Genomic DNA, 23571 nt, shown 5'->3' on the forward strand with positions numbered 1-23571 from the left:
ATGCTTCTAACTGCAAGTCCCTGATAAAGCCACAGTAGTATTTTCGGTAACATTCGAACCGGAATAAGTGATTGTACCCTGACAACCGCTAGCCCCATTCACTTTGACAGAGATGGTGATCTCACCAGTCCAAGGGCTGGTCATGCCACAGCTAAACTCATTACCCGTTAACAACGTACAGTTCTGATCATCGCCTGTCATACTGATCTTAGGCCACCCATTAGCGAGAGAGTTGTTGCCATTGGGGAACGAGAATCCGTACGTACCTGATACCGCGATTTCCCCTCCTGGCGGCCCCACCACAACCTGAACCGGATCAGACACGTTGACATTGGAAGCATCCGTAATCTGTGTCAAACCGTTATTGTTATCACTGATTGTAGCTGTGACGGGAATTTCCGCCATAGCACTGTCTTCAATTGCAGCGATAAACCCACGACTATAAGTACCGTAATAATTAGCGTCAGGATCAGCTATTGTTGCAACAGGTTCATCCGTCACAGTCACTTTTGTCTCGTTAGCAGAATCCCAATTCGACAACAAAGTTAAATTAATTTCGGCAAATGGAATTTTATTGGCCCTGTCCGTATTGCTGTCATCTGAAACATAAGTTAAATATTCACTGGAGAGTGAGGTTCCATCGTCAGAATATACCTCATCAATGTAAACCCCTCTGGACTGCAGCTGGTGACGCCCCCCCTCTGATGTTGAAATATCAGTGCTGTCATCTGGTTTTGATGCTGTCGTAGTCCCTGTCACCTCATCTAACACAAAGTTCTTAACATAAGTGCTATAAGTAGTTTGCAGCGCTTCACCATCAGCAAGGTCAGACCTGAGCATTGTCGTATTGTCATAGAGCTGCCAGTCTTGAAAAACCCTTAAAATGCCATCAACCAGTTTTAACCGGCATGACTCTACATAAGTATCCCCCAATGCCTGAGAAGCAACCGTGCCATCAGCTTTGTAATGGACATGATTACCGCCTGTTGTTCCGGGAACATAAGTCGGTTTTGTCGCATCGTCTACATCATGATGATCCCGGCAACAAGTCGTGCACAGTTCATCTGCCGCATTGGCATTGTTTACCTGAACAGCGGTTTGTTTAGAAACCAAATCACCACCATAATCAAATCGGGTGTTATCACTTTGATCCCATCTCACATGTGCTGCAGTTCTTGCCGTGGCATTGACAGAACTAAACTGGCAGTTACAGTCTACTGTTACATATTCCTCTAGAGTGTCAGCTATAAAATCAATCGGAAGATCACCTTGATACTCTGAATATGTGACCACCTCGAAACTAACGATAGTATTGGCATCCTGGCCGGTTTTGACCGCATCCGGCAGTGGTTTGCTGGTTTGTCTATATTTCCCGCCGCCCGTGTCGACTTGGATATTGATAACATCTGGCGCCGCTTCGGGGGTATATGCTACTAATGGTGGTACCCCGCCTTCTTTGGAGTTATCTGATAATGCCGTCAAGGCCGGGGCATAGCTATCAACGACGGTTCCCAGAGAAACTTCCTGTTGGCTGCCGGTTTCATCATCCCAACGAACAACGACGGTTACATATTTGAAATCAGCCGCCTCTCCTGCAGGAAGTGTGCTGGAGGCCTCAGATGCTGCAGCGGGATAATAATAATCTGTTACATTCCATGACAGATTGAATTCATAATTCTGAAAGGTAATATCGCCCGTGACCAAATCATCACGGCTAAAACCGGTTGAATCATCAGTGCCCGCCGCTGCGCCACCTTTATTATCTTCAAGCCAGGCAAACGATTGCTGTGTATCTAAAAGCCCCGCCGACCATACATCAGCAGCATCCACAACGCCATCACCATTCGTATCGACTTGTTTGACCTGTATAAAACTTTTCAGATCATCAATCTTCATTTGTGCTAGTGAGACAGCCACAGCTCGCTGATTTGCATCGCTACTGTTTCTGATTAACGTGCCCTGGAGTTTGGATATACCCAAAATGCCCACAGCCAGCATCAGAAGAGCGACCATCACTTCAATCAGGCTGAAGCCTTTATTTCTCTTATTTGTTTTCATCGCTATGTCTCCTCGCTGACTATTGCAGGAAGTCATGCCAGCTGTACTTCATTCTGGCTATGCCTGTGTTGATTGAATCCTCGGTAAGATTCTGAAATACTGACTCATCATAGACCTGTGAGTAGGTACCGTTGGTCAGATCACTCTCAATATCAGATATAGCCGAGCCATGAATTACCGGACCACCATTAAGCACAAAATTGCTCAGGCCAACAACAATCCCCCAGAATTCAGCTCCAGCATTGACTCTTATATCGCCTTCAACCACAAGGATGATAGGTTTATCCCGGCTGCCAACATTAATGTTGCTGCCTATATCACAATCGCCTTCAACCCAAACTAACGCCGAATCAGTCAAACCGGCAAAATCTGAGACGATATTGTCACAGTTTGGTAACAGCAAGCCTTCCGCCTCGGCCCTGGCTTTGACTTCTGCTTTAAGATTTGCCACATAACCGGCCTCGTCCTCCAGTGCTGTGTCACCGAATACATAGGCAAAAGGCGAGCTTGGGAACTCATCCGGCGGATACAACACAATATCACTGTTCACATTGGTCGAATTACTGAGTTCATCACCGCAGGAACAGCCACCCCAGGCAGCGCCCGTTTCACCATCGCCTTTGGTATCCATACATACACTGCCGCCATCCCTGAATTGGTCATGGTCGCAGGTTTTCCAGTTCGCTCCGGAAGTGTTGGTATCGGTCGACGCCCAGACTGAAACAGCTACACCGGCCCCCCCACCATTTGGATTAGGCACAATATTAAAGTTACCGCTGAGGTCTCCGGAAGGAATCATCAAGGGGGGCAGCTCACCGGGAGTAATCAAACTTGTTTTTGCATAATTGACTTGGGCGATGGCAGAACCAGTATCGTCATCAGATGTCCCGACGCCCATCGCAATCGTATTGTCAGCTGTTTTTATCAAAAATGCCTGGGCAAAATCCAGGTTTGTTGCCGCATCAAGTTCCGGAACAGCAGAAACGATCTGACCACTGACCAGCGACCCCAGAACCATTACCGCGCCAGTAACATTACATGGAAACTTAGTTTCATTGCCTGTGCAGTCCAGCCAGCCATCAGCGGCATTACCGTCATGAAGTGATGGATTTGCTCTTAAATAAGCAGCAGCCTGATCCAGGCCCGCCTCAGCATGAGAAAAAGCCTGTTTATGACGATACTGGTTGCCGGAAATACGTTGATCTTGCAAACCTACCTTGGTAGCGAACATGACCACCAATGTGACAGCAATTAACAGGATTACAGAAACGACCAGAACAACAGCACCTTGCTGCTTTTTAACCAATGGATTATGTTTAATTTTCATGACTGTTCCCTCTCGCAGGTTATGTACCGTCATTCCTGATACGAACGGTCTCTGTAAATGTTCTCGTAGCAGTACCTGGGTTAAGGTCTCTCTCGCCCGTCACCGAAATATCAAGCTGGTTGACTAGCACGCCGCCACCGGAGGCGGTATTAGTGAGTTGTATATCAAAGGCAGTAATATTAATTTCATCGGAGGTCAGAGGCTGCCAGGTTCCACTACTGCAATCTGCCGTTGTTATATTATTAGCCCAACGAATAGCATTTGAATTTAATTGAAATCCAAACCTTTCATTCCCATCGCGTATTCCATCACTATCCTCATCATATGAATAGCGAATACAGCCTGCGCTAACCGCTAAATCATCCATAAAAGTAGCAGCATCAGGATCTGCCGAATATCCCGCCCTTTTCAACTCATCTGACATAAAGCCGATAACAGCTCTCAATTCCTGATTAAGTTGAATCATTTTTATATTTTCGCTACTGGATTTAACGTTACTGATAAAGATAGTCAGGATTGTACCTGTCACAAGTAATGCCAATACCAGCGCTATCATGAGTTCGATGAGCGTCAGACCTGATTGTTTTAGAGATTTATCCATAAAAAACTATTCCGCTCTGATCAAACCAACGGGATTCACGCTGACTTGTTTGGTTTTATTTCCGGTAGTGAAGGTAAATGTCACGGTTGGTATCGGGGCACCCAATGTATCCAAGGGCTGCCCCCGTCTAGGTTCAAATGTCAGCGTATCTTCCGCGCTGTCTGATGAAAATGTCACATTCGTATATTCAGTATTATCAGTGACTTTTTGCATGCCGCTCACAGTGCATGTAGATGGAGTGGTGCAGTCACAATCCGCACCCTCATCATCAACACCAAAACACCAAGCGTTGGTATCAAATTGAAATTGGACTGATTGGTTTTGTTTGATTGCTTCAGAACGAGCATACTGAAGCATGGCATAGAAATTGTCAGTAGCCCCTTGCAACCGTCTTCCATCGAGGATGGATTTGAAAGATGGCAACGCAAGTGCTGTAATCACACCCAGGACAGCAATAATCACCATGAGCTCGATTAATGTAAATCCTCGGCTATTTAGCTTTAACATTATTCACCTGCCTGTTTTGCCGTATCACTGATTATAGTACCTGTTTATAAAATGTGTTAACGATTACAGTGTATTTAGTATCAATTTTGTTAACAAGTCGTTATTTTACTGGATGACTAATGCAAATTTTTAGGCTATGTTGATTACCTCGGCCAGAAATACGAGACTTTGATAATGAAAATCAAACCAAATAAAGGTTTCACATTAATAGAACTCATGATTGTGGTTGTGGTTGTGGGTGTCTTGGCTGCAATCGCACTTCCTGCATACCAGGAATATGCCAAGCGGGCCCGAAGAGCTGATGCGAAAACCAGCCTTTTAGAAGTGCAATTAGCCCAAGAGAAATACCGGGCAAATAATCCTACCTTCACGACTGACTTAACTGACCTTGGCTATGCGGGCGCGAGCAATCAACCGTCTAAAGAGGGTTATTACATCATCGACCTTCCGGCAGCAGCCAGTGCAGCCGCTTACACTATCACCGCAGCAATTAATAATAATTCGGCTCAGGCCGGCGATGAATGTGGCACTTTCACGATCACCGTCAATAACTCGGGCGAGAATTATACGGCGGATGGTGACGATTCTGACTGTTGGAACAGATAATTAGCTACAAACCAGGTTATCGCCGGATGAGTCCTCCTCAATACCATCGCCATTGCTGTCTTCGGAAGTTCTGACTCTGGCGGTTTTACTCACAATTACCGCACGGGCAAAACGTTCATCACCATCATCAGGACAAAGTTTAAAAGTGCCATTATGAGAGCTGGTCAGGCCGCTAGTTCGAAACCGAATGTAGTTGTCTGAACCAAATGCCGACCAACTCAGTAAATAATTATTGCCCAGTTGGCCTGAAGTGATAACAATCTCATCTGCGTCCCTAGCCCCATCAGCATTTTTATCACTAAAAACTATCCAGCCATCCGACCAGTTGCCGCCACAATTTTGTTTATCGGCGCTTTTACAGATGGTGACGACTTGGTTTCGTTTTATTGCTTCGCTTCTTGCCAGGTAGATCAACACAACCAGGGTATTGACCTCCCCTGTCACATGTTGACTGCGAAGCATAGTTGAAAACGAAGGCGCGGCGACAGCCGCCAGAATAGCCGTAATGGCCACAACGATCAGCAATTCGATGAGCGTCAATCCATGACTGTTCATTTCGAATATCCTTATTCAAAATCAAGTCGTTTAAATCTGCCACAGAACCTCCGCAATGGCAAATAGTTGGCCTAGCTCCCATGTGAATAAGCGTAGCCGGGGGGCTCAGCTATCATTTCCACCCCGTCGAGAAATATCCAGTGACCTCCGGGTCGAAAATGACTGGTCTTCATGCCTGTTTTATGGCATTTCCTTGTACAATCAACTCGGCAATATAACAAAGACTTGCAGGACAATCGCCGCATAGATTCCGGCCAGCACATCATCAAGCATAATGCCCAGACCGCCATGCAACTTTCTGTCTGCAAGTGAAATCGGCCAGGGCTTCCAGATATCAAATAATCGGAACAATACAAAGCCGATCACCATCCATTGCCAGCCCGCAGGTGCCGCTGTCATGGTCACCAGATAACCGACAATTTCGTCCCAGACCACCGCGGATGGATCATCACTGCCCAACCAGTCCGCCGCCTGCTGACAAATCCAGATACCGGCGATAAAAGCCAAAACAGTCAGCAAAAGATAAACCGGCAGCGACAGATCTTTCATCAACCAGAATAAAGGTAACGCCGCCAATGTGCCGAAAGTCCCCGGCGCGAGGGGTGCCAGGCCACTGCCAAAACCATACGCCAGAAAACAGGCAGGTCGCCTCAATAAGGCCTTAAAGCTAACTTCAGGCCGAGAAGTGGTCATATCCTGTCCTTAGATTTTCCAATGCGATTTCCTGCAGATCTTTTCCTATCAATTTCAGTCCCGGCTCATCAGTGATTTCGCCAATACAGGTGATATTGTCACAACTGGCATCCAACTGGCCGGCTAAAGTTCGTGGCACAGTAAAGCACAGCTCATAATCATCACCCGAACTCAATGCCAATTGATGCGCTGTTGATGAATCCAGTTTAGTTAGTGCCGGAGACAATGGTAGACGGTCAAGCTGAACAATCGCACCTTTATGACTTTTGTCGAGAATATGGCCCAGATCGGCCAACAGGCCGTCTGAGATATCGATAGCGGCATGAGCAATACCCAGCAATTTCGGTGAAATATCTATTCTCGGCGTTGGCCGCTCCAGGCGCTGTTGCAGGTATTGCCAGTCCCGCTCATCTAAAACATCCTGTTGCCAGTTCTGCAAGCGTGTTTGCAACGCGGCACCGGCATCACCCAAAGTACCTGTTACATAAATCAAATCACCTACTTGAGCAGTGTCACGTCGTAAAACATGTGTTTTATCAACCAGGCCATGCACTTGAATGCTGATGGTCAGTGGTCCACGGGTGGTATCGCCGCCCACCAGCTGAATCTGGTGTTGTAATGCCAGCTCAGCCAAGCCACGGGCAAAGCTTTCAAGCCAGTCTTCGTTAACTTCCGGTAAAGTCAAAGCCAGAGTAAACCAGACAGGTTTAGCCCCCATCGCAGCCAAGTCACTCAATCCGACCGCCAGGCTTTTATAGCCCAGACTAATCGGATCGACATCGGCAAAAAAATGAACGCCCTCTACCAGGGTATCGATAGAAACGGCAATATTTTTATCCGGCGGGCAGGCAAGCACAGCACAATCATCGCCAATACCCACCACAACGTCATCACGCGAAACAGTGAGTTTGGCAAAATATTGTTCAATCAGAGAAAATTCGGATAGGGCCAAGCCTGACTCCCTTCAAGTTTCACGAACAACTTGTCTCCTGCATGGCCAGCGCCTGCTGATACATAAAATAATTGTTCGCTAATCCAGGTTCTTTAATTCCGAGATGCCTCCACTGCGGTCGGCACGACACCACTACTGACTCACGAGCGGTGTCACCCTGAAGGTAGCCGAAGGGTCTCTCGCACTATTACTTTTTCGCTCGTGCCGCTTTGGCAGCCTGATATTCATGAGGACGCAATTTAGCCCCCATCTTATCCAGCACACCGTTGACGTATTTATGGCCCTGCTCGCCACCGAAAGACTTAGCCAGTTCCACCGCTTCATTCAGAACAACGCGGTAAGGAATTTCCGGCAGATGCATAAATTCAAACACTGCCAGTCTCAACACCGAGATTTCCACCGGGTCAACCGCAGCCAAATCACGATCAACGGCTTCAGCCAGCGCCGCATCAATCGCTTCACGATGTTCCGTGGTGCCTTGAATCAGCGTAGTAAAATATTTTATGTCGATTTTGTCAGTATATTCAGCGGTGACAAATTCGAGCGCATCCTTTTCAGGAGCCTCATCATTAACCACTGCCTGATACAGCGCCTGAACAGCTGCCCGACGGGCCTTGGTGCGTGGTAATCCTCCGGCCATTTATTTACCAGCCTCGATGACTCGTAATACATTGACCATTTCAATCACCCCCATCGCCGCTTCAGCGCCTTTATTACCCGCTTTGGTGCCTGCGCGTTCAATAGCCTGTTCAATCGTATCAACGGTCAACACTCCAAATGAAACCGGCATATCCAGTTGCAAAGCCAACTGTCCCAGACCTTTGGAACATTCACCGGCCACATATTCAAAATGAGGCGTGCCACCGCGGATCACTGCGCCTAGAGCAATAATCGCGTCATATTTCCCGGTACGTCCCATACGCTGCACTGCCAAAGGAATTTCAACGGCTCCGGGCACACGGGCTAAGTCGATATCAGCCTCGCTGGCACCGTGGCGCACCAGACAGTCGATAGCACCGGAAATCAGATTATCCACCACAAAGTCGTTAAAACGACCGGCTACGATACCCACTCGCAGTCCTTTGGCAGAAAAATCACCAGAAAATGTCGTGACATTACTCATTATTTTTAAAGATCCATAAACATTTGATTAAAAGACATTGTACTAAGTTTGCTCTGATATTACCTAACGCCTGATCACAGCCAGCGTTTAGGCACACCCTGTTGTTTGTTTTTGGCAAACGGCAACCCTTCCGGATCGGCCTGAATCGTCACCCATTCATAAGGTTCGCGGTCAATTCGCACCGCCGTTAGAGTTTCACCCCATACCGCGCCACTGTCGAGTGAAAACACATTGCCATACTGCCCTACGCCCAGCGTCGACCAATGACCAAACACAATCCGGTCATCGGCACTGGCACGATTTGGCATTTCAAACCAGGGTTTTTGATGGAGAGGTTTGTTTTCCGGTGCCCCTTTGAACTTGAGCGCAAGACGGCCATCCTCATGACAATAACGCAGGCGCGTAAAGCAGTTGGTGATAAAACGCAGGCGATCCCAGCCGGTCAGCTCAGTTGACCAGCGTTTAGGTTTATTGCCGTACATATGCTCAAAAAAATCACGCCAGTTATCACTTTTGATAATGGCTTCAACTTCTGCGGCATAACTCAGTGCTTCGGAAATTGACCACTCCGGCGGCAGACCTGCATGCACCATGCTGAAATTCAATACGGGGTCATGATAAAAAAGCCGCTGTTGCCGCAGCCAGCCCACCAGTTCGTCACAATCAGGTGCCTTTAGCACCGACTCGATGGTATCCATATGATGCTGGAATTCAACCACACCCGCCGCATTAGCAAGCAGATGCAAATCATGGTTACCCAGCACCGGCACGCAACTGTCTCCCAGCTGTTTGGCCAGTCTTAATACATCAACGGAATTGGGCCCGCGGTTAACCAAATCGCCTGCCAGCCAGATTTGATCAGCAGCCGGATCGAACTGTATCCGATCCAGCATCTTGATCAATTCGTCATAACAACCCTGTACATCGCCAATCGCGTAGACTGCCATGACGTCCCCTGTACTCAGCGCCGACGATAGAGTGGTTCTGGTCTCAGCACGGTTGCCTGATAACTTTCACTGAAAGCATCGAAGGCAGTCAGCGCATTGGTCAATCGGTTGGGGTTGGCGAGCTCAAAACTGTTGATGCCGCATTGCGACATATAGAACAGCTGATCATGCAACACATCACCCTGGGCGCGAATTTCAGCCTTGAAGTTATATCGCTCACGCAACAAACGCGCGTAGGAGTAGCAGCGGCCATCAGTGAAAACAGGAAACAGCAACACAATCAGCGAAAAATGCGCCAAATCCGGTATAACCTCTTCCAGCGGATCGTCGCCGCTCAAACGCAGGCCCAAGCCACCCTCATGGTGAACCAGCGTTTCATGTTGCTCCTGCCAGCGTGACAGCGAGACAGTGATATTACCGGCAACCAGCTCCGCTTCATCATCCAGATGCAGCCAGTTATCCTCGACAATTTCACGATCTTTAATTATCTGCATATACACGCTCCTTGAATGGGTCAATGCCGACCCGACGAACGGTGGCCAGGAAAGATTCATCTTCAAATCGAAGTTCAACATAGGTATCTATCAACTGAGACACGGTATCAACCACTTCCTCTTGAGGAATAGCTTTACCCAGCCGTTCACCCAGTGAAGCATCAGCTTCAGAGCTGCCGCCCAGCGTGAACTGATACCACTCTTCGCCTTTCTTATCGACACCGAGAATGCCGATATGACCGACACTCTGATGAGCACAACCGTTCATACAACCGGAGAATTTGATTTTGATATCGCCCAGATCGTAAAGATAATCCAGATCATCAAAACGATCGGCAATCGCTTTCGATATGGGAATTGATTTGGCATTAGCCAGGCCGCAGTAATCCAGGCCCGGACAGCAAATAATATCGGTCAGCGTATTGATATTCGGCGTCGCCAGATTGTCTGCCTGCAGCCGCAGCCACAAAGCATAGAGATCGGCCTGTTTCACATCGGTATACACCAGATTCTGCGTATGGGTGGAGCGTACTTCGCCCATGCTGAATTCATCTGCCAGATCAGCGATTACATCCAGTTGTTCTGCGGTCACATCACCCGGCGCAATACCCGGTGCTTTCAATGACACGTAAGCCACGCGGTAACCGGCTTGTTTATGAGCCACGGTGTTATGTTTGACCCAACGGGCAAAAGCTTCATCTTCGGCCAGCATATGATCAAAGCTCTCGTCTTTGGCGGCATCTGCTTCGTATGCAGGCTCAGTGAAATACTGCTTGACCCGATCAATTTCTTTCTGGTCCAGTTGCAGCTGCTCGCGGATTTGCACCCATTCGGCTTCCACCAGTTCGCGAATATGATTGATACCATGTTCACGTACGGTAATTTTGATACGGGCTTTGAACTTGTTGTCGCGGCGGCCGAGACGGTTATAAACACGCAGAATCGCTTCCAGATAGGACAGCAGATCTTTTTTCTCAAGGAAAGAACGAATTCGCTGGCCGATAACCGGGGTACGGCCCAAACCACCGCCTACCAGTACTTCAAATCCGATTTCACCTTCGTGGTTTTTCACCAGATGCAGACCGATATCGTGCAGTTGTGTAGCAGCACGATCTTCTTGTCCGCCAATCACAGCAATCTTGAACTTACGCGGCAGATACGCAAACTCGGGATGAAAGGTTGACCATTGACGGATAATCTCTGCCCATGGGCGTGGATCTTCAATTTCATCCGCATTCACGCCTGCCAGCTGATCCGATGTGGTGTTACGAATACAGTTACCGCTGCTTTGAATCGCGTGCATTTGCACTGTTGCCAGTTCAGCCAGAATCTCCGGCACATCTTCCAGCTTAGGCCAATTCATCTGAAAATTCTGACGCGTGGTAAAGTGGACATATCCCTTGTCAAAACGGCGGGACACCTCTGCGATTTTACGTACTTGTTTCGACGACATCAGGCCGTAAGGGATGGCAATACGTAACATCGGTGCATGAAGCTGGATATACAGTCCATTCATCAAACGCAGGGGACGGAACTGCTCTTCAGTCAGCTCACCTGCTAAAAAGCGACGAGTCTGATCACGGAACTGCGCAACCCGCTGATCAACCATCGTTTGATCATACTTATCGTATTGATACATTTATGCTCTCTAAACTCTATAAAACCGGACCGGTTATTATAACCGTGGCGGCATATAACAGGAAATTATAAATAGCTATATCAATATTCCCGGTTTATCTATACCCGTGATACCTGAACGCCATGAGCAGTCGTCGACAAACAGTGTTTTTCTGCGCAATTAAACGCTACAAGTGAATTTTGCGCGGTCATTTATGTTCAAAAAGGCTATAAGCGTTGTTTACAAGCAAACGACTTCATTACTCATTGATGGACTTTTTTCAAAGAACAACAAAGGCGAAAACGAAACATCAACAACGCCTGAATATGACAAAATGACATGATGAACAAACAACAGCTGATTGCAGCATTACAAGCTATTTTGCCGGAAGACATCATACTTCACACCGAAGAGTCTCAGCGTCCTTTCGAATGTGACGGTCTGTCCGCTTATCGCCAGTTGCCTATGATCACGGTGTTACCCGACACCATAACGCAAGTACAAGCCGTGGTGAAACTGTGTAATCAACAGCAGATTCCGTTGGTGGCGCGGGGGGCCGGCACCGGTCTGTCAGGCGGAGCCTTACCGCATGAAAATGGGGTATTGCTCAGCTTGGCCAAATTCAATCGGATCCTCAGCATCGATACCAATAACCGCAGTGCCCGAGTACAACCGGGCGTGCGCAATCTCGCCATATCTGAGGCCGTAGCGCCTTATGGCTATTATTATGCACCGGATCCCTCCTCACAAATTGCCTGCACCATCGGCGGCAATGTCGCCGAAAACGCCGGCGGCGTGCACTGTCTGAAATACGGCCTTACGGTACACAATATTCTGGAAATCAAAATCATCACCACTGATGGTGAACTGCTCACTATCGGCAGTCAGGCCTACGACAGCGCAGGTTATGATTTACTGGCCCTGATGACCGGATCCGAAGGTTTGCTCGGTATTATTGTTGAGGTCACGGTCAAACTGCTGCCGCAACCAGAACGCAAACAGGTCATCATGGCCGCATTTGATGATATCGCCAAGGCAGGGGCAGCCGTCGGTAACATTATTGCCGCCGGTATCATTCCGGCCGGACTGGAAATGATGGACAAACTAGCCATCCAGGCTGCTGAGGCCTTTATCCATGCCGGTTATCCGCTGGATGCGGAAGCGATTTTATTATGCGAAATTGATGGTACCAACGAGGAAGTTTCAGAGCGTATCATGCAGGTTCATCATGTGCTGGAACAATGTGATTCCATTAGTTTTGCAACGGCAGAAAATGAAACTCAGCGCCAGCAATTCTGGGCCGGACGCAAATCAGCTTTTCCAGCCGTGGGCCGTATCTCGCCTGATTATTATTGCATGGACGGCACGATACCTCGCCGATACTTGCCTGCTGTGCTGACCAAAATCAAGCAACTGTCTAAAGAGTTTGATTTGCCGGTTGCTAATGTATTTCATGCCGGTGACGGCAATCTGCATCCTTTGATTCTCTATGATGCCAACAAACCGGGCGAGTTGGATAAAACCGAACTGTTCGGTGCCAAGATCCTGGAACTGTGCATAGAAGTGGGCGGCACTATCACCGGCGAACACGGCGTCGGTATGGAAAAAATCAATCAGATGTGTACCCAGTTTGCTGCCAATGAACTGGCCCAGTTTCATGCCATCAAAGCTGCGTTCGATCCGCAGGGGATTCTGAATCCAGGCAAAGCAGTGCCGACCCTGCATCGCTGCGCTGAACTGGGTGCCATGCATGTTCACCAGGGCCAGTTACCGCATCCCGAAATCGAGCGTTTCTAATGACTGATCTGACCTTACAATTGCAACAATCTGTTGTTGATGCGATTAAATGCCAAACCGCATTGCTTATTACCGGCGGTGGCAGCAAAAAATTTCTGGGTCGACATATCCAAGGGCAGATACTGCCGGTCAGTGAACACAGCGGTATTATCAGTTACCAACCAACAGAGCTGGTGCTCACAGCCCGAGCCGGTACGCCACTAAGCGAAATTGAAGCGGCTTTGGCCGAGGCCGGGCAGATCCTGCCTTTTGAACCGCCGCATTTTGCAGACAACGCTACGCTGGGCGGCACCATTGCAGCGGGTCTGTCAGGCTCAATTCGTCCATTTACCGGCAGTGCTCGGGATTATGTATTGGGCTGTAAAATCATCAATGGCCGCGGCGAGATCCTGCAATTTGGAGGGCAGGTGATGAAAAATGTCGCCGGTTACGATGTCTCCAGATTAATGGTTGGCGCCATGGGTACGTTGGGTCTATTGCTGGAAATCAGTATTAAAGTGCTGCCGGATTTTCCCGCTCGCAGTTTTTTGTCTCAACCCAGAGAAGCCGATGATGCGTTGCGGTTGATGCAGACCCTGTCTTCACAAAACCTGCCGCTGACCGGCCTCGCTTATGATGGTGAGGAAGTGCATATCCGACTGGCCGGTGCTTCCGCCTCCGTCTCGGCGGCACGTAAGAAACTGGGTGGCGAGCAACATGAAGCGGATAGATTCTGGTCAGTACTGAAAGAGCAGACTCATCATTTTTTTGATGGTGACAGTCCTTTATGGCGCCTGTCATTGCCACCCGCGACGCCTCAACTGAATCTGACGGGTAAACAGATGATTGACTGGAGCGGTGGTCTGAGATGGATCAAAACCATGGAATCTGCCGAGCGCATGTTCAAACTGGCTCAGCAACAAGGCGGGCATGCTCAGCTGTTTCGTGGCGGTGACCCCTTGCAGGAAAGAAGCCAGCCTTTAACCCCGGCTATGCTGACTATTCATCAAAGACTCAAAGCCAGCTTTGATCCCCATGATATTTTTAATCCCGGACGACTTTTTAAGGCCATTTAACCCACTATGCAAACCAAGCTCACAGCCGAATTAGCCAAGACCCGCCAGGGTCAGGAAGCCGACGCTATCCTGCGTAGCTGCGTGCACTGTGGTTTTTGTACGGCTACGTGTCCGACCTATCAGTTGCTGGGGGATGAACGTGATGGTCCGCGAGGTCGGATCTATCTGATTAAACAGGTTCTTGAAGGCGCGGAACCTACCCGTGAAACACAACTGCATCTGGATCGCTGCCTGACCTGCCGCGCTTGTGAGACGACCTGCCCTTCCGGCGTACAGTACGGGCGGCTGGCTGATATCGGCCGCGAACATATCGAAGAAAAAGTCTCGCGTCCTTTTTCTGAAACCCTGCTGCGTAAGATCTTGTTACATACCGTGCCTTACCCTAAACGTATCGGCACCTTAATCAAGGCGGGTAACCTGTTTCGTCCACTACTGCCTGCCGCGCTGAAAGACAAACTGGCACCAGTTACCAAAGCCGGTCCATGGCCGACTGCAAAACATCAGCGAAGCATGCTGGTTTTAGCCGGCTGTGTTCAGTCTGTCAGTACGCCATCAACCAATCAGGCCGCGGCAACCGTGCTCGACCGGCTGGGCATCACGCTGCTGCAAGCACCTGAAGCTGGCTGTTGCGGAGCGCTGAGTCATCATTTGTCTGCCGCAGAGCAAACACGGCAACATATCAAACAGAATATTGATGCCTGGTGGCCGTACATTGAACAAGGCGCGGAAGCGATTATTATTACCGCCAGCGGCTGCGGCACCATGGTCAAAGAATATGGGCATCTGCTCAGAGATGATGCCGAATATGCCGACAAAGCAGCACGGGTTTCTGCATTGGCAAAAGATATTGTTGAAGTCATGCAGGCCGAGATTGCGGATGGCAACTGGTCGAATCTGGGTCATAGCCAGAGCATCGCCTTTCAATGTCCGTGCACCTTGCAGCATGGTCAACAGCTGGCCGGACAGGTCGAAAACCTGTTGCAGCGCGTGGGCTTTGTGTTGACGCCGGTGCAGGATGCCCACCTGTGCTGTGGTTCGGCCGGCACCTATTCCATCCTGCAGCCCAAACTGTCACAGCAGTTACGAGCCAATAAACTGAAAGCCCTTCATGCCGGCAAGCCCGAACGTATTGTCAGTGCCAATATTGGTTGCCAGATGCATCTGAGTGAAGCTGATGATCCCATTGTGCACTGGATAGAATTGATCGCAGAGAAATTGCCTGATGCTTAGCCGACGCCAAAAGCAGCGCTTCTGGCTGCTGATTGCTTTTATCATCCTGACTTATGCCGCCAGCCAATATCAGCCTGAGCAAAAAACCGCGCCGGTCAATAACACCACTTCTGAAATAGTTGATCTGTTTCAGGCCAAACGCAGTGATATCCAGGTTGAAGTATCCGGCCGGGTTATTCAGCTGTTACCTGATGACAACGACGGCAGCCGCCATCAGCGTTTTATTATTGAACTGACTGCTGGTCATACGTTGTTGATCGCCCATAATATCGATCTGGCACCACGCATCGACACACTGAAAGTCGGGGATGAGGTCAGTATTTTTGGTGAGTATGAATGGAATAACAAAGGCGGTGTGGTGCACTGGACCCATCATGATCCCGATAATCGCCATCCGCATGGCTGGATTCGACATCAAGATCAGCTTTATCAGTAAATGACTGTAAAAAAACCGCTCAGCTACAGCTTTCCCCCTATTGCCGCCAGCAATGCCAGAGTACTGATTCTGGGTTCAATGCCCGGTGTCGCCTCGCTCAGACAGCAGCAATATTATGCCCATCCCCGCAATGCGTTCTGGCCGATCATGGCCTCACTTTTTGCTTTCAATCCGCAATGGGATTATCAAACACGATGTGCGTATCTGACCGAACAACACATCGCGGTGTGGGATGTATTAAAAGCCTGTTATCGTCCCGGCAGTCTGGATCAACATATCGAAACCGATTCAATACAAGCTAACGATTTCAATACCTTTCTTACCAAGCATAATCAGATTGAGCATATTTTCTTTAATGGCATGAAAGCCGAGCAGGTATTCAAACATCATGTATTGCCGACACTCAACGAGCCGTTGCAGTCATTACCGCGATTACGATTGCCATCAACCAGCCCGGCGCATGCGGCGATGAACCAGGCCGACAAATTGCTCCGCTGGCAACAAGCAATCCTGAATACACTGAATCAGTTGTGAACATTACCTTGTCCAAGGTCCGGCACGATCAAGCCGGTTCTCTGCGCTGCAGTTCGTGATCAAATTCAACAATACAATCTTTGCCAGCATGTTTTGCAGCATATAACGCATGGTCGGCCTGCCGGATCAGCTGATCCAGTAGCTTTTGTTCGGTTTCATCGCTGATGGACAGACCGATGCTGATTGTATATTCAATCGTGTGGCCTGAATAGGCAACGGCTGTATGTTTGGCCAACAACCTGACTTTATCCAGAATATGGCTCGCTCCTGCCAGATCGGTATCAGGCAAAGCCAATGCAAACTCTTCTCCGCCAATCCGACCCACCAAATCACTTTTACGAACATTTTCTCTCAAGATCCTGGCAAATGACTTCAAAACCTCATCACCCGCTGCGTGGCCGTAGCCATCATTGATTTTTTTGAAGTTATCGATATCAATATAGGCGAGAGACAATGACTTTTGATTACGCCGCATCAGGGCATGTAATTTTTCACAAGCGGATAAAAATGCCCTTCTGGTCATGATATCGGTCAACATATCGTAGCTGGCCAATCGTCTCATTTCATTTTCCAGATGATGCAGGTTGAGTGTCACACCGATCACATACCACATCACAATAGGACAAACGACTGAAGGTACGATAAAAGAGACAAACAGCGGCGGAAAATCCAGCTCCAGCTGAAACACCAACGTCCATAAAAATGACGTCATCAACACGGAAGACAGAGCGGCGATCAGGGTGATGATAATAACGATCCTGACATGGCCTATTTTGGCCATTCTCTGCCGCATTAGCTTGAAGTCTAATGCCTCCTTGGAACGGATGAATTGCAGCAGATTATTACGTTTGTTAACTGTTTCTTCGCTTTCCATTCCAGTTCCACTACCTGCATTCACCTCTTAATCACGTGATGCAGCGGTTAATTATCCATGTCCGCATGGCATATGGTTTCAATCGAAAACACTTCGAAATAAAAAGTAAAGTTGTTTCGACACCCGGTTAATCTGTTTTTGCTTCAATCTCCCGCCGTTGACGTTCAGCCGAGTCCAGTATTTGCTGTTCAACCTCTCTGGCTTTATCCATCGTTTTCAACTGCTCATCCCAGACTGTTTTTTCCGGTGGTTCCTGATCCGAACAGGCTGCTGTGACCAATAACAGCATTATCATTAACAACCATTTGTTCATAAGCGCGGCCCCATAAATAAAAAGGCAGAGGACAAAATCCCCTGCTTTCAGTGTAACTGAGCTTAGTTAATAGCGGTCAATGCAGATTTCACTCTTTCTGCATAATCCGGATCAGCCAAGCCAAATTGTGCCAGCATACGCTGCTGAATCGACTCATTGGCTTGGCTCAGGCCACCGGCGATACTATCTGCCAACTGGTTCTTTTGATCTTCATTCATCAGACGGAATAACGCACCCGCTTGCGAGTAATGATCTTCATCAGTCGTGTCATATCGATCCTGCCAGGCATCGGCTTCAAGCGGCATCGGCGGTTCGGCCACCCGTGGCACCGGCGCCGGTGCGCCATCGTTAATCCGGTCATTCGGATAATAATTGGCCCCGTTACTCTGGTGATGATTGCCACCAGCCGGACACAATCCCGCCATCGCCCCGTCACGCTGATAATGATTGACCGGGCACTTCGCCGCATTGACTGGCAGCTGATTGAAATTAACCCCAATGCGGTAACGGTGCGCGTCCTGATAAGCGAGCAAACGTCCCTGCAACATCTTATCCGGAGACGCGCCAATACCCGGCACCAGATTACTCGGTGCAAATGCCGCCTGCTCGGTTTCAGCAAAGTAGTTTTGCACATTTCGGTTCAATTCAAGCTGACCGACTTCAATCAGCGGAAAATCCTTATGTGGCCAGACCTTGGTCAAATCGAACGGGTTGATCTTATAGTCCCGCGCCTCTTGTTCGGTCATGATCTGTACTTTGGCCGTCCAGCTTGGATAATCGCCATTATCAATCGCGCTCACCAGATCTTCCTGAGCGCCATAGGGCGGTGCCATGGCCGCTTCTTCATTGCTCAGGTTTTTAATGCCCTGATTACTCTTGAAGTGCCATTTGAACCAGACCCGTTCACCGTCCTTGTTCCAGAAACTATAAGTATGCGAACTGAACCCGTGCATATGACGGTATGAAGCAGGAATCCCCCGATCCGACATTAAAATGGTCATCTGGTGCAACGACTGGGGATGGTTGGCCCAGAACTCAAACGCTGCGGCCGGATCCGGGGTATTGGTCCGCGGATTTTTCTTTTGCGAGTGGATAAAGTCCGGGAATTTGATCGGATCGCGCAGGAAAAACACCGGCGTATTGTTGCCGACCATATCGTAATTTCCTTCCCGGCTATAAAACTTCACGGCAAAACCACGCGGATCCCGGGCAAAATCATGCGAATCCTGGCCGCCTCCTACCGTGGAGAATCTTACAAATACTTCCGTCTGCTGGCCTTCTTGCTGAAAGAAATCGGCAATGGTGTAATCGCTCAGTTTTTTGGTGACAGTAAATGTACCGTAAGCCCCGGTACCACGTGCATGGACCACGCGTTCAGGAATTCGCTCGCGGTTGAAGTGAGCTAGTTTTTCAAAGGTGTAGTGATTGTCATAAGTCAATGATCCTCGTGGTCCGGCTGTAATGCTGTTGTTATCATCTGCGACCGGTGCGCCGGCCGATGTTGTTAATGTTGTTTTACTCATTTTTTACTCCCTGATGGAATGCGTAAGGGCCTGTCTTGCACGTCATCAATACTAAAAAAGGCTTTATGATTTGTACAATTGATTGTTCAATAAAAAATGAGTGGGAAAACAGATTGATATCAGCGGAGTCGTCCTACAGGCAGATACACGATAGAAAAATTGGGCTGGAAGAAAAGAGAAAAGAACAGATAAAAAGGGCAATCCGCATAGAAACGGATTGCCCATAAAGTTTTATTTGAGTAATTGACTTAAATCTTTGGCATCCCAGTGCGGGAAATGTTTACGAATCAGCGCATTAAGTTCCAGCTCAAACGCAGAGAACTCGCCTTCAGCAACAATCTGATGATTCGAGGCAACAGCATCGGTAATCATACCGGCGCCAATAGTCACATTAGTCAGGCGATCAATAACGATGAAAGCACCCGTGGTGCGATTACGTTTGTAGCTATCAAACACCACCGGTTTATTAAGTGAAAATTCACACAAACCGATTTCATTCAAATGCAACTCACTGGCCTGATTGTGCTCGAGTGTGTTGACGTCGATTTGATAATCAATTTTGGTCAACATCCCGGTACTGTCACTGACGCCGACCTTGACACTGTATTGTTTGCCGGCAACCAGGGGTTGTTCGGTCATCCACACCACCATGGCATTGAACTGGCTGGACACATGCGGTTGATGGTTGCGGTGCACGATCATATCGCCACGGCTGACATCAATCTCATCTTCCAGTGTCACAGTAATAGCTTCACCCGGCACCGCATGATCCAGATCACCATCATAAGTAACCAGGGCTTTAACCCGGCTTTCTTTACCGGAAGGCAACACGGTGATCTCATCACCCGGTTTCAGAATGCCGGCGGCCAACGTGCCGCAGTAGCCACGGAAATTGAGGTTGGGACGATTCACAAACTGCACCGGAAAACGCATATCGTTGAAGTTGGGATCATTGGCAATCTCAATGTTCTCCAGCAGATCCATCATCGTTTGCCCCTGATACCAGGGCATATTCTCGCTTTTGTTGACGACGTTATCGCCAATTAAAGCTGACATCGGCACAAATTGAATATCTTCAATTTCCAGCTCACGGGCAAATTCGCTGTAGTCTTTACGAATCTCGTTAAAGACCTCTTCGCTGTAATCCATCAAGTCCATTTTGTTGATGGCCACCACGACATGTTTGAGGCCCAGCAGCGATGCGATAAAGCTGTGACGCCGGGTTTGCGTCTGTACACCGTGGCGGGCGTCAATCAAAATGACCGCCAGCTGACAAGTCGAAGCGCCGGTGGCCATATTACGGGTGTACTGCTCATGGCCAGGAGTATCAGCAATGATGAACTTACGTTTGGTGGTGGAAAAATAACGGTAAGCCACATCGATAGTGATGCCCTGCTCACGCTCGGCCTGCAGACCGTCCACCAGCAAAGCCAGATCGACCTGATCGCCGGTGGTGCCGGATTTCACACTGTCGCGGGTCACCGCTTCCAGCTGATCTTCATAGATCATTTTGGAATCATGCAGCAGGCGACCAATCAGCGTGCTTTTGCCATCGTCGACATTACCGCAAGTCAGAAAACGCAGCAGTTCTTTGTCTTCATGCTGCTTCAGATAGGCTTCTATATCTGTTGCAATCAAGCTATCTGATTGATATGAACTGTCAGTACTCATCTAGAAGTAGCCCTCTTGTTTTTTCTTCTCCATTGAGCCCGCTTGATCGTGGTCAATAGCACGGCCTTGGCGTTCCGAGGTCGTCGTTAATAACATTTCCTGAATGATTTCCGGCAAGGTGTCCGCATCGGATTTGACTGCGCCGGTCAACGGGTAACACCCCAAGGTTCTGAAGCGCACTTTTTCCATTCTGGGTTCTTGTCCCTCTGGAATACGCATACGGTCATCATCAACCATAATGGTCAAGCCGTTATAGTCGACAACCGGACGTTCTGCTGCGTAATAAAGCGGGACAATCGGAATTTGTTCCAGATAGATGTATTGCCAGATATCGAGCTCGGTCCAGTTAGACAATGGGAAAACACGGATGCTTTCGCCCTTGTTGACCTTGCTGTTGTATATGTTCCAGAGTTCCGGACGCTGTGCTTTGGGATCCCAGCGGTGATTTTTATCACGAAAAGAATACACCCGCTCCTTGGCACGGGATTTTTCCTCGTCACGACGGGCCCCGCCAAAGGCGGCATCAAAGCTATATTTATCCAGTGCCTGTTTCAGCGCATCGGTTTTCATGATGTCGGTGTAGCGCGGATGATCGAACGGGTTTATACCGGCCTCTTTGCCTTCCTGGTTGGTATGCACTATCAGTTCTAGTCCCAGCTCCTTGACACGATCATCACGGAATTTGATCATTTCCTTGAACTTCCAGGTGGTATCAATATGCATCAACGGAAATGGCGGTTTACCGGGCGCGAACGCTTTCATCGCCAGATGCAGCATCACTGCCGAGTCTTTACCGATAGAGTACAGCATCACCGGGTTTTCAAACTCGGCGGCCACCTCGCGCATGATATGGATGCTTTCTGCCTCCAGCTGCTTGAGATGTGTTAATTTTTTTTCAGTCATGTTATTTCTCTAGTCATCTGATTTGACATGTAAGCCACATTCTTTGTTTTCGGGGTCTTCCCACCACCAGCGACCGGCACGGATATCCTCACCCTTGGTGATAGCGCGGGTACAAGGCGCACAGCCAATGCTGGCATAACCTTTATCATGCAACTTATTATAAGGCACATCGAATGCGCGAATATAAGCCCAGACATCGCCATTGGACCAATCGCTCAACGGGCTGAATTTCTGCAGGCCGTGATCTTCATCCCACTCGGAAACCGGCAACTCAGCACGGGTAACCGATTGTGAACGACGCATCCCGGTCAGCCAGGCTTTTTTACCGGTCAAAGCCCGGTTCAAAGGTGCTACTTTACGAATGCCACAGCAGCGTTTTCTCATTTCCACACTGTCGTAAAAGGCATTGGGACCATTGATGGTGACAAACGCTTCTATTTCAGCTGCATCAGGAAAATAAATCTGTATATCTTTTTCATAATGCGTTTTAAGCTGCTGCATCAAATCATAGGTTTCTTCGGGCAGACGGCCGGTATCCAGCGTAAAAATCTCGATTTCCGGTGCAAATTTGCAGATAAGATCCATCAGCACCATATCCTCGGCACCAAAGCTGGATGCCAGCGTCGCAGGTGAATAATCAGCTGCAATCTCAGCTAATACAGATTTCACGGCGTCAATTTTGACGGCTAATGTTTCGCCCAATTTTTCGCTTAGTTCTTTCATAACCTTCTTTTCACTTTGATTGTGGTGGTCAGCACATCCTCTGATGTGATCTCACACTGCTGGCCGTCCTGGCGCAGACTTTTAAGTACTTCGATGACGGCGTCTCCGTTATTCACCACCAGCTCGATATCCTCTTCAAGCTCAATCTGCCTGATAGCTTCCCTGGCTTTGATGTAATGCATCGGGCAACCATATAAAGTCAGATCTATTGGACTAATTAAAACAGACATTTTATTCCTACCAGCACCAGAATCACGGCCAGCAAAGGACGCATGATCTGATCCGAGATCTTCACACCAAGAAAACTGCCGATAGCGATGCCCGGCAAAGACCCTATCAATAAATATAATAACAATGACCAGTCCACCGTGCCCACAGCCGAATGCCCCAGACCGGCTATCGCCGTCAGCGGAACTGCGTGCGCAATGTCCGTCGCGACGATCTCAACCCCTTTCATCCGCGGATATAAAAACAGCAAAACCACAGCGCCCAGCGCACCTGCGCCGACCGAAGACAAGGTCACCATTACTCCAAGACAAGCGCCGGTAATCACCGTCATCATCGCTTTATGTTGCTCGTCCTGGCGCATGCGGTACAAAGCATTCACTACCGGATGCCCTTCCTGCGCTCGCATCAGACGACCAATCCAGCCTTTCAATAACAAGGCGCTCGACGTCAGGATCAAGGCAACACCCAACGCCTTGGTGATCAGATCATTATGCTGGCCTTCATGCATACCGGTAGCACTGATAAGCCACAACGTGGCGAGAGTTGCCGGCAGGCTGCCTGCGGCCAACCGCATCACCACAGGCCATTTAACGACACCATGCCGCCAATAAGCCCAGATCCCGCCTGTTTTGGTAATCGCGGCAAACAGCAAATCGGTACCAACGGCAATGGCAGGCTGGATAGAAAAAACAAAGATCAGGATTGGCGTCATCAAAGACCCGCCGCCCACTCCGGTCATGCCGACCATAATGCCGACAAACAATCCTGCGCCTATAAATCCCCATTCCATGCTGAGTGAATAC

26 protein-coding genes are annotated in these 23571 nt (G+C 48.8%); 6 read left to right on the forward strand and 20 right to left on the reverse strand.

Going from position 1 to position 23571, the window contains the following annotated elements:
- Positions 1-6: 6 nt before the first annotated feature.
- Genes OMP95_RS05195 through OMP95_RS05210 form a run of 4 tightly spaced genes read right to left on the reverse strand, consistent with a single transcriptional unit; the run spans position 7 to position 4493 of the window.
- Positions 7-2058, reverse strand: a complete 2052-nt coding sequence (locus OMP95_RS05195; protein WP_266326659.1) for a prepilin-type N-terminal cleavage/methylation domain-containing protein — start codon at positions 2056-2058, stop codon at positions 7-9.
- A 19-nt stretch (positions 2059-2077) separates the two neighbouring features.
- The gene (locus OMP95_RS05200; RefSeq protein ID WP_266326661.1) at positions 2078-3385 is read right to left on the reverse strand and encodes a pilus assembly PilX N-terminal domain-containing protein; all 1308 of its coding nucleotides are present in this window, start codon (positions 3383-3385) and stop codon (positions 2078-2080) included.
- Positions 3386-3404: 19 nt separating this feature from the next.
- The gene (locus tag OMP95_RS05205; protein ID WP_266326663.1) at positions 3405-3986 is read right to left on the reverse strand and encodes a PilW family protein; all 582 of its coding nucleotides are present in this window, start codon (positions 3984-3986) and stop codon (positions 3405-3407) included.
- Between the two features lie 6 nt (positions 3987-3992).
- A complete protein-coding gene (locus OMP95_RS05210; protein ID WP_266326665.1) occupies positions 3993-4493 on the reverse strand; it encodes a GspH/FimT family pseudopilin in 501 nt (166 codons plus the stop codon).
- A 174-nt stretch (positions 4494-4667) separates the two neighbouring features.
- Between OMP95_RS05210 and OMP95_RS05220 the strand changes: the two genes are divergently transcribed.
- Entirely contained in the window at positions 4668-5099 is a 432-nt protein-coding gene (locus tag OMP95_RS05220; RefSeq protein ID WP_323135109.1) for a type IV pilin protein, read from the forward strand.
- Here OMP95_RS05220 and OMP95_RS05225 read toward each other — a convergent pair whose 3' ends face one another.
- The 8 genes from OMP95_RS05225 to OMP95_RS05265 form a co-directional block, all read right to left on the reverse strand.
- Entirely contained in the window at positions 5100-5654 is a 555-nt protein-coding gene (locus OMP95_RS05225) for a Tfp pilus assembly protein FimT/FimU (RefSeq protein WP_323135110.1), read from the reverse strand.
- A gap of 201 nt (positions 5655-5855) precedes the next feature.
- Positions 5856-6347 (reverse strand): phosphatidylglycerophosphatase A, encoded by a 492-nt coding sequence (locus OMP95_RS05235; RefSeq protein ID WP_266326667.1) that lies wholly within the window; start codon positions 6345-6347, stop codon positions 5856-5858.
- Positions 6328-7299 (reverse strand): thiamine-phosphate kinase, encoded by a 972-nt coding sequence (thiL, locus tag OMP95_RS05240; protein ID WP_266326669.1) that lies wholly within the window; start codon positions 7297-7299, stop codon positions 6328-6330. The genes OMP95_RS05235 and thiL overlap by 20 nt, the downstream gene beginning before the upstream one ends.
- A 187-nt stretch (positions 7300-7486) precedes the next feature.
- Complete coding sequence (gene nusB, locus OMP95_RS05245; protein WP_266326671.1) at positions 7487-7939, reverse strand: transcription antitermination factor NusB; 453 nt, start codon at positions 7937-7939, stop codon at positions 7487-7489.
- Positions 7940-8422 (reverse strand): 6,7-dimethyl-8-ribityllumazine synthase, encoded by a 483-nt coding sequence (gene ribE, locus OMP95_RS05250; RefSeq protein ID WP_266326673.1) that lies wholly within the window; start codon positions 8420-8422, stop codon positions 7940-7942.
- 74 nt (positions 8423-8496) lie between these two features.
- Complete coding sequence (locus tag OMP95_RS05255) at positions 8497-9369, reverse strand: symmetrical bis(5'-nucleosyl)-tetraphosphatase (RefSeq protein ID WP_266326675.1); 873 nt, start codon at positions 9367-9369, stop codon at positions 8497-8499.
- 14 nt (positions 9370-9383) lie between these two features.
- Complete coding sequence (locus OMP95_RS05260) at positions 9384-9863, reverse strand: DUF934 domain-containing protein (RefSeq protein WP_266326677.1); 480 nt, start codon at positions 9861-9863, stop codon at positions 9384-9386.
- Positions 9850-11502 (reverse strand): nitrite/sulfite reductase, encoded by a 1653-nt coding sequence (locus OMP95_RS05265; protein ID WP_266326679.1) that lies wholly within the window; start codon positions 11500-11502, stop codon positions 9850-9852. Before OMP95_RS05265 ends, OMP95_RS05260 begins: the two co-directional genes overlap by 14 nt.
- Positions 11503-11820: 318 nt before the next feature.
- On the opposite strand from OMP95_RS05265, the gene OMP95_RS05270 reads away from it, so the two are divergent.
- From OMP95_RS05270 to OMP95_RS05290, 5 genes are read left to right on the forward strand one after another with little or no spacing between them, the layout of a single operon-like run.
- Positions 11821-13278 carry an FAD-linked oxidase C-terminal domain-containing protein gene (locus OMP95_RS05270; RefSeq protein WP_266326681.1) on the forward strand — a complete coding sequence of 486 codons (1458 nt, stop codon included), beginning with the start codon at positions 11821-11823 and terminating at the stop codon, positions 13276-13278.
- Positions 13278-14333 (forward strand): glycolate oxidase subunit GlcE, encoded by a 1056-nt coding sequence (gene glcE / locus OMP95_RS05275; RefSeq protein ID WP_266326683.1) that lies wholly within the window; start codon positions 13278-13280, stop codon positions 14331-14333. Before OMP95_RS05270 ends, glcE begins: the two co-directional genes overlap by 1 nt.
- Before the next feature lie 6 nt (positions 14334-14339).
- Entirely contained in the window at positions 14340-15563 is a 1224-nt protein-coding gene (gene glcF / locus OMP95_RS05280) for a glycolate oxidase subunit GlcF (protein ID WP_266326685.1), read from the forward strand.
- The gene (locus OMP95_RS05285) at positions 15556-15999 is read left to right on the forward strand and encodes a DUF3465 domain-containing protein (RefSeq protein ID WP_266326687.1); all 444 of its coding nucleotides are present in this window, start codon (positions 15556-15558) and stop codon (positions 15997-15999) included. The genes glcF and OMP95_RS05285 overlap by 8 nt, the downstream gene beginning before the upstream one ends.
- Positions 16000-16533: a DNA-deoxyinosine glycosylase gene (locus OMP95_RS05290; RefSeq protein WP_266326689.1), complete on the forward strand. Its 534-nt coding sequence runs from the start codon at positions 16000-16002 to the stop codon at positions 16531-16533.
- A gap of 28 nt (positions 16534-16561) precedes the next feature.
- Here the strand turns inward: OMP95_RS05290 and OMP95_RS05295 are convergent, their stop codons facing one another.
- From OMP95_RS05295 to OMP95_RS05330, 8 genes are all read right to left on the reverse strand, one after another.
- Positions 16562-17407, reverse strand: coding sequence for a GGDEF domain-containing protein (locus OMP95_RS05295; protein ID WP_266326691.1), 846 nt, complete (start codon positions 17405-17407; stop codon positions 16562-16564).
- Between the two features lie 127 nt (positions 17408-17534).
- Positions 17535-17720 carry a hypothetical protein gene (locus tag OMP95_RS05300; protein ID WP_266326693.1) on the reverse strand — a complete coding sequence of 62 codons (186 nt, stop codon included), beginning with the start codon at positions 17718-17720 and terminating at the stop codon, positions 17535-17537.
- 62 nt (positions 17721-17782) lie between these two features.
- Entirely contained in the window at positions 17783-19243 is a 1461-nt protein-coding gene (locus OMP95_RS05305; RefSeq protein WP_266326695.1) for a catalase, read from the reverse strand.
- Positions 19244-19474: 231 nt separating this feature from the next.
- Positions 19475-20914 (reverse strand): sulfate adenylyltransferase subunit CysN, encoded by a 1440-nt coding sequence (gene cysN, locus OMP95_RS05310; protein WP_266326697.1) that lies wholly within the window; start codon positions 20912-20914, stop codon positions 19475-19477.
- Complete coding sequence (gene cysD / locus OMP95_RS05315; RefSeq protein ID WP_266326699.1) at positions 20915-21817, reverse strand: sulfate adenylyltransferase subunit CysD; 903 nt, start codon at positions 21815-21817, stop codon at positions 20915-20917.
- Between the two features lie 9 nt (positions 21818-21826).
- Positions 21827-22540 carry a phosphoadenylyl-sulfate reductase gene (locus tag OMP95_RS05320; RefSeq protein WP_266326701.1) on the reverse strand — a complete coding sequence of 238 codons (714 nt, stop codon included), beginning with the start codon at positions 22538-22540 and terminating at the stop codon, positions 21827-21829.
- The gene (locus OMP95_RS05325) at positions 22537-22770 is read right to left on the reverse strand and encodes a sulfurtransferase TusA family protein (RefSeq protein ID WP_266326703.1); all 234 of its coding nucleotides are present in this window, start codon (positions 22768-22770) and stop codon (positions 22537-22539) included. Before OMP95_RS05325 ends, OMP95_RS05320 begins: the two co-directional genes overlap by 4 nt.
- On the reverse strand, positions 22758-23558 hold the full coding sequence (locus OMP95_RS05330) for a sulfite exporter TauE/SafE family protein (RefSeq protein ID WP_266326705.1): 801 nt from the start codon (positions 23556-23558) through the stop codon (positions 22758-22760). The genes OMP95_RS05325 and OMP95_RS05330 overlap by 13 nt, the downstream gene beginning before the upstream one ends.
- Positions 23559-23571: the final 13 nt, after the last annotated feature.

The organism is Methylophaga sp. OBS4 (genome assembly GCF_026319305.1).
Lineage (GTDB): Bacteria > Pseudomonadota > Gammaproteobacteria > Nitrosococcales > Methylophagaceae > Methylophaga.

Excerpts from the sequence above, each read along its gene's own strand:
- cysD (WP_266326699.1), bottom strand. The coding sequence starts at position 21,817 with ATGACTGAAAAAAAATTAACACATCTCAAGCAGCTGGAGGCAGAAAGC.
- glcF (WP_266326685.1), top strand. The coding sequence starts at position 14,340 with ATGCAAACCAAGCTCACAGCCGAATTAGCCAAGACCCGCCAGGGTCAG.
- OMP95_RS05305 (WP_266326695.1), bottom strand. The coding sequence starts at position 19,243 with ATGAGTAAAACAACATTAACAACATCGGCCGGCGCACCGGTCGCAGAT.
- OMP95_RS05295 (WP_266326691.1), bottom strand. The coding sequence starts at position 17,407 with ATGGAAAGCGAAGAAACAGTTAACAAACGTAATAATCTGCTGCAATTC.
- OMP95_RS05330 (WP_266326705.1), bottom strand. The coding sequence starts at position 23,558 with ATGGAATGGGGATTTATAGGCGCAGGATTGTTTGTCGGCATTATGGTC.
- OMP95_RS05210 (WP_266326665.1), bottom strand. The coding sequence starts at position 4,493 with ATGTTAAAGCTAAATAGCCGAGGATTTACATTAATCGAGCTCATGGTG.
- OMP95_RS05265 (WP_266326679.1), bottom strand. The coding sequence starts at position 11,502 with ATGTATCAATACGATAAGTATGATCAAACGATGGTTGATCAGCGGGTT.
- OMP95_RS05205 (WP_266326663.1), bottom strand. The coding sequence starts at position 3,986 with ATGGATAAATCTCTAAAACAATCAGGTCTGACGCTCATCGAACTCATG.
- OMP95_RS05325 (WP_266326703.1), bottom strand. The coding sequence starts at position 22,770 with ATGTCTGTTTTAATTAGTCCAATAGATCTGACTTTATATGGTTGCCCG.
- OMP95_RS05235 (WP_266326667.1), bottom strand. The coding sequence starts at position 6,347 with ATGACCACTTCTCGGCCTGAAGTTAGCTTTAAGGCCTTATTGAGGCGA.
- ribE (WP_266326673.1), bottom strand. The coding sequence starts at position 8,422 with ATGAGTAATGTCACGACATTTTCTGGTGATTTTTCTGCCAAAGGACTG.
- OMP95_RS05285 (WP_266326687.1), top strand. The coding sequence starts at position 15,556 with ATGCTTAGCCGACGCCAAAAGCAGCGCTTCTGGCTGCTGATTGCTTTT.
- OMP95_RS05320 (WP_266326701.1), bottom strand. The coding sequence starts at position 22,540 with ATGAAAGAACTAAGCGAAAAATTGGGCGAAACATTAGCCGTCAAAATT.
- OMP95_RS05255 (WP_266326675.1), bottom strand. The coding sequence starts at position 9,369 with ATGGCAGTCTACGCGATTGGCGATGTACAGGGTTGTTATGACGAATTG.
- nusB (WP_266326671.1), bottom strand. The coding sequence starts at position 7,939 with ATGGCCGGAGGATTACCACGCACCAAGGCCCGTCGGGCAGCTGTTCAG.
- OMP95_RS05270 (WP_266326681.1), top strand. The coding sequence starts at position 11,821 with ATGATGAACAAACAACAGCTGATTGCAGCATTACAAGCTATTTTGCCG.
- cysN (WP_266326697.1), bottom strand. The coding sequence starts at position 20,914 with ATGAGTACTGACAGTTCATATCAATCAGATAGCTTGATTGCAACAGAT.
- OMP95_RS05225 (WP_323135110.1), bottom strand. The coding sequence starts at position 5,654 with ATGAACAGTCATGGATTGACGCTCATCGAATTGCTGATCGTTGTGGCC.
- OMP95_RS05300 (WP_266326693.1), bottom strand. The coding sequence starts at position 17,720 with ATGAACAAATGGTTGTTAATGATAATGCTGTTATTGGTCACAGCAGCC.
- OMP95_RS05290 (WP_266326689.1), top strand. The coding sequence starts at position 16,000 with ATGACTGTAAAAAAACCGCTCAGCTACAGCTTTCCCCCTATTGCCGCC.
- OMP95_RS05195 (WP_266326659.1), bottom strand. The coding sequence starts at position 2,058 with ATGAAAACAAATAAGAGAAATAAAGGCTTCAGCCTGATTGAAGTGATG.
- OMP95_RS05200 (WP_266326661.1), bottom strand. The coding sequence starts at position 3,385 with ATGAAAATTAAACATAATCCATTGGTTAAAAAGCAGCAAGGTGCTGTT.
- OMP95_RS05260 (WP_266326677.1), bottom strand. The coding sequence starts at position 9,863 with ATGCAGATAATTAAAGATCGTGAAATTGTCGAGGATAACTGGCTGCAT.
- glcE (WP_266326683.1), top strand. The coding sequence starts at position 13,278 with ATGACTGATCTGACCTTACAATTGCAACAATCTGTTGTTGATGCGATT.
- OMP95_RS05220 (WP_323135109.1), top strand. The coding sequence starts at position 4,668 with ATGAAAATCAAACCAAATAAAGGTTTCACATTAATAGAACTCATGATT.